Annotated in this window: 4 protein-coding genes; 1 reads left to right on the plus strand and 3 read right to left on the minus strand. The window is 63.6% G+C overall.

The genetic code is table 11. The features are described from left to right. Positions 1 to 71 precede the first annotated feature (71 nt). The gene (locus KAY22_RS24045) at positions 72 to 1427 is read right to left on the minus strand and encodes a hypothetical protein (RefSeq protein WP_159368171.1); all 1356 of its coding nucleotides are present in this window, start codon (positions 1425 to 1427) and stop codon (positions 72 to 74) included. Between the two features lie 2 nt (positions 1428 to 1429). Next, positions 1430 to 2017 (minus strand): recombinase family protein, encoded by a 588-nt coding sequence (locus KAY22_RS24050; RefSeq protein WP_159368172.1) that lies wholly within the window; start codon positions 2015 to 2017, stop codon positions 1430 to 1432. Between the two features lie 145 nt (positions 2018 to 2162). Here KAY22_RS24050 and KAY22_RS24055 point away from each other — a divergent pair, with 145 nt between their 5' ends. Further along, entirely contained in the window at positions 2163 to 5096 is a 2934-nt protein-coding gene (locus KAY22_RS24055; protein WP_296625666.1) for a Tn3 family transposase, read from the plus strand. On the opposite strand, the gene KAY22_RS24060 is transcribed toward KAY22_RS24055, so the two are convergent. Further along, positions 5080 to 5275, minus strand: a 196-nt coding sequence (locus KAY22_RS24060) for a hypothetical protein (protein WP_296625667.1), incomplete at its 5' end; no start/stop codon positions are given. The genes KAY22_RS24055 and KAY22_RS24060 overlap by 17 nt on opposite strands.

Below are 5275 nucleotides of genomic sequence, written 5' to 3' on the forward strand. Positions count from 1 at the left end.
GGCCCCTGTGCATTATTCGGACACAGATTCACGGTAGGCGATAATCACGCGATTATGCTGGCGGCGCGTGCTCACCGTCGCAGGTTCTCGATCCCGAGTTCGCGCCACATCCAGGTAAAGTCGTAGGTGGCCATCGGATCATTCGGATCCGATTGATCGCTGCTGCGGTTTTCGAGATGCTTGAGCCATGCCGACAGGCGTTCGCGTCCGGATAGGGTTCGGGCAGCCGCACGCGGCGTGATGTCGCCGAGCATGCCCACGGGTTCGTCCAGTGTGGCCTGGTACTGACGATCGAGCATGGCGTGAACGAGCGGGGCGGCAACGTCAGGCTCGATGGCCGGTGCCGGTTCACGCGGTGTGTCGCGCCGCGCGGCCATTGCCTGTTCGATCGTCTCGATCGTCGTGAGCGGCGTACCGATCAAGTCGGCCAGCGTGTTGCTGATGAGCGTGGTACCACGCGCTGCGCGCTCGGCGGAGGTGACGGCGAGGATCAGGGCACGGCCTTTCAGTTCGATATTGCCGAGTACCGGCGTGCCGTCCGCCATCGTCACGCCCCAGGCCATTTGCCCCGTGCCCTTCGCGTTCGACACCGGCTTGTCGCCCAGCCAGTTCCAGAAATGCGTGGTTTCCCGTTGCAGCGCTGGCACCGCATCGAGCCGTTCGCCGATCAGCGTCTGGGTAACACCACGCGCGAAAGGAAAGCGCACGCGGTGGAACACGACCTCCTCACCATCGCTGTTATGCAGGGTTGGTACGGTCATGAGGCCCATGGCCCGAGGTATGACGTCGAATAGCCATGCTGTGCTGATGAGTGACGGGAGACCACGCAACCTGTCGGCATCAAGCGCAATCTTGGCGCGCGGGCTGCGCTTTCCATCCGCATGTCGAAGGCCAGACATGAGCGAGTCAGCAGCCTCCATCGTGAACGAGAGCACTCCTCCCGACAGGACATGTTTTCCGCCTGCCATTACGACCCGAGCGCCGATCTTGTCCCAGCTTTTCAGCGTCTGTGAGGCGCTCCGCTCGGACACGCGTACCGGCTCACCGCCCTGGATGAGATCGCGAACAAGAAAGCCGCTGCCCGGCTCTATTTCGCTGACCTCGTACAGGCTCATCACCGAGGATCGCAGCGCGCGCATATAGAGCTTGGCCGGGCCGGTCTCGTTCCAACCGCGGCGCCGAATATATTCGTCCACGAGGTTCAGTCCGTTGGGATTGATGGCCCGCGTCATGAGATCCTCGAACGCGCAACCCCACAGCACCAACGCCCAATGGTCGCCGACGATGTCGGCCAGTTCGTCGAACTCGAACTCGAACTCCTCCATCGCCGGCCCGAGATGATCGGCGAGTGCATCCTGCAGATGCTCCGCCCAGGCCGGCGACGTGGCGAATTTCATGACACTGGACAGGTCATGGCCGCGTTTCATGGTCACTCTCCTCGCTGTTGGCGATATGCCGCTACTATCCGCGAGACGGTAGGTTCGCTGACTGCATAGAGCCGGGCCATTTCGGCACCCGACTTGCGACCGGAGACGACGGATTCTGCAATCTCGCGGCGCTGCTTCTCGGCGAGCTTGCGCCTTCGCCCACCGATCCGGCCTTCGGCGCGGGCCTGGGCGAGACCGGCGCTAGTGCGTTCGCGGATCATCGCACGCTCGAACTCGGCGAAGCTGCCAACCATCTGCATCATCATGCGTCCAGCGGCCGTGGTAGTGTCGATCGCTTCGGTCAGCGAACGGAAGCCGGCGCCCGCCATTTCGATCCGCTCCATGATGTGCAGCATGTCCTTCAGGCTGCGCGATAGCCGGTCGAGCTTCCAGACGACCACGACGTCGCCGTCACGCAACTGGCCGATCATCTCCAGAAGCTTCGGTCGGTCCCAACGTCCGCCGCTGGCGGTTTCCTCGAACACCCGCTTGCAACCGGCCGCATCGAGCGCCCGCCGCTGCGCGACGTTCGATTGCTCCTCGCCCTTCGACACGCGGGCATAACCGATCAGATAGGGTTCGCGGGTCATCCTGCCTCTTTCACAAACGGCCGTATCCGGAGGCGGAAACAGCATGCACGGATTTCCGCTGCCTTCCGCCTTTCACAATCCTCTTTCACTAAGCAGTCGAAAGGCAAGAGGTTTTTGAGGTTAAAATATGCCTTCACGCATTCCAATGACCGAACGGCAGCGCGCCGCATTGCTGGCGCTACCCGACAACGAGGCGACGGTGGTGCGACATCATGGTCTTGACATCGAAGACCTGGCCGCGATCGGCACCGCCCGCACGCCGGCAACCCGACTGGGCTATGCCCTGCAACTCTGCTGCCTGCGCTACCCGGGACGGCATCTGCGCGCAGGCGAGTTGTTGCCTGCGATCATGCTCGACCATATTGCCGAGCAGGTTGGGGTGGATGCGAGCGTCATCGCCGATTTCGCGCGGCGTACGCCGACCCGCTACGACCAGCTCGGCACGATCAAGACGCGCTTCGGCTTCACCGACCTGAGCCGTCCGGCCCGCGCCAAGATAATGACGTGGCTGGAAACCGAAGCCATGCCCATCGTGGACGGGCGCATTCTGCTCGATCAGCTGCTGGACGAACTGCGCACGCGTCGCATCGTCATCCCCGGCATCAGCGTAGTCGAGCGGATGGCGGCCGAGGCGATGCACCGGGCGGAAACGGATCTGGTCGCCGCAGTCGACAGGGAACTCGATGCCGATATGCGCAAGCGCCTCGACACGTTGGTCGACGACAAGGTGCATGACCGACAGAGCCGCTTGTCCTGGCTGCGCGAACCGGAACCCCGCGTCGCGTCAGCCTCGCTCGTCGCAATCCTCGAGAAGGTTGCGCTGATCCGGTGGACCGGCATTTCCAGTGTTCCGATCGACCCCCGACACGAACCACGCCTGACGCAATTCGCCCGCGAAGGTGTGCGTTATACCGCCCAGGCTTTCCAACAGATGCGACCTGCCCGCCGGCGGGTCATCCTGCTTGCCACGCTGCGCGAGCTGGAGGCCACGCTTACCGATGCGGCGATCGCCATGTTCGGCGCCTTGATGGGGCGCGCTCATCTTCGCGCTCGCAAACGTCTCGAACAGCGGGTCGCGATCTCGGGACGCGAGGGGCGCGACCGACTGATGCGCATCGCCACGGTGCTGGAAACGGTCAGTCGGGCGGTGCGCGGCGGTGACGATATTGCTGCGGCCCTCAGCGCAATCATGCCCCTCGACATGCTCGATGCCGATGCCGCGATCATCCGTCGTACCGCCGCACCTCACAGGGATGATGTGTTGGGTGAGATTGCAGCCGAATATCGAACCTTCAAGCGGACAGGGCCTCAATTCCTGCAAGCGCTCGGTTTCCACGGCCGGGCCGGCACCACGGCATTGCGCGATGCGATGGCGGTCTTGTCGGATCTCGATGGAGACTGGCGCAAACCGCTTCCCGCCGACGTTCCGCTCGGCCATGTCGAACGGCGCTGGCACCGCCATGTCGTGGTCGCCGGCAAGATCGACCGGACGCATTGGGAGATGGCGACCTACGGCGCGCTCGCCAATGCGCTGGCATCGGGCGATATCTGGGTGCCGGCTTCACGGATGCACCGGTCGCTGGACGTGCTGCTCGCGCCATCGACCGGCACCGCGCTACAGCCAGCGCTCTCGCTCGGCGATCCACACGCATGGCTCGATCAGCGCGCCGCGCAACTCGACAGCGCCTTGCGCGACGTCGCCCGCAATCTGGACCGGCGCGATGCCGCCCTGTTCGCCGGCGAGCGATTGCGCTTTCCCAAGGAACTGAAGGACGATGATGCCGGACACGACGAAGGGCGGCACCTGACGCTCGCCTGCTACGGCATGCTGCCTGCCACGCGTATCACCGACGTGCTCTCGCAGGTCGAACGCTGGACCGGCTTCACCCGGCATTTCGGTCACATCTCGACCGGGCTGCCGCCCGCCGACGAGCGGGCCTTCCTTGCTACCCTGATTGCCGAGGCGACCAATCTCGGCTTGTCGCGCATGGCCGAGGTATGTGGTGCAGGCTCACGCCGCGCGCTGCTGCGTATGCAGACATGGCATATGCGCGAAGAGACTTTTCGTGCCGCGCTCGCCTGCCTGACCGACGCCATCCACGCCGAGCCAATCGCAGCCTGGTTCGGGCAGGGCCACCGGGCGTCGGCAGATGGCCAGGCCTTCTATTTGGGCGGACCGGGAGAAGCCGGCGGGGCGGTCAATGCGCATTATGGCCGCGACCCGGTGGTCAAGATCTACACCACCATCACCGACCGGTACGCCCCGCTGCACCAGACCGTGATCGCCGGCACGGCAGGAGAAGCGATCCATGCGCTCGACGGTATTCTCGGTCACAATAGCAACGCCGATCTAACCGCCCTGCACGTCGACGGAGGCGGCGTTTCCGACATCGTGTTCGCGACGATGCACTTGCTTGGGCTGGATTTCGAGCCGCGCATCCCCCGCCTTTCTGATCGTCGCCTCTACGCCTTCGAACCCCCGAAACGTTATGGCAGGCTCGCGCCGCTGTTCGGTCACAGGCTTAACCATGACCTGATCGTCAGCCACTGGCCGGATATCGAGCGCGTCATCGGCGCGATGCGCGACCGCACCGTCACGCCCTCGCTAATCTTGAAGAAGCTGTCCGCCTACCGCCAGCAGAACAGCCTCGCCGCGGCGTTGCGCGAGGTCGGACGGATCGAGCGCACGTTGTTCACGCTGCGCTGGTTCGAAGATCCGGCGCTGCGCCGCACCGTTACCGCCGAGTTGAACAAGGGCGAGGCCCGCAACAGCCTGGCCCGGGCGGTCGCCTTTCATCGGCTCGGTCGTTTTCGCGATCGTGGCCTGGAAAACCAGCAGACCCGCGCGGCCGCGCTCAACCTCGTCACCGCCGCGATCATCCTGTTCAACTGCCGTTATCTCGGTCGCGCCGTCGATGAAATGCGCCGTCGAGGAAGTCCCATCGATCCAGCTATACTGTCCCGACTGTCGCCGCTGGGCTGGGAGCGCATCAATCTTACCGGCGATTATGTCTGGTCCGATCGCCTCGACCTCGACGCCAACGGCCTCATGCCGCTGCTTATTAAACCGCTACCGTGAATCTGTGTCCGAATAATGCACAGGGGCCAGAAGGTGCTCGATCAACCTCAGCATTGGACACTGTTTGCTGGAAATTGACAATGTGCGCCGCAAAATGACAAAGTTTGACGCTAATCGTCAATTTTTTTGGTGTTTCGCAGGGTGCAGCCACGTCAAACTGGCGATCCAGAGTGTTGTCG

Origin of the sequence: Rhizorhabdus sp., from assembly GCF_018006725.1 — a bacterium.
GTDB lineage: Bacteria > Pseudomonadota > Alphaproteobacteria > Sphingomonadales > Sphingomonadaceae > Rhizorhabdus.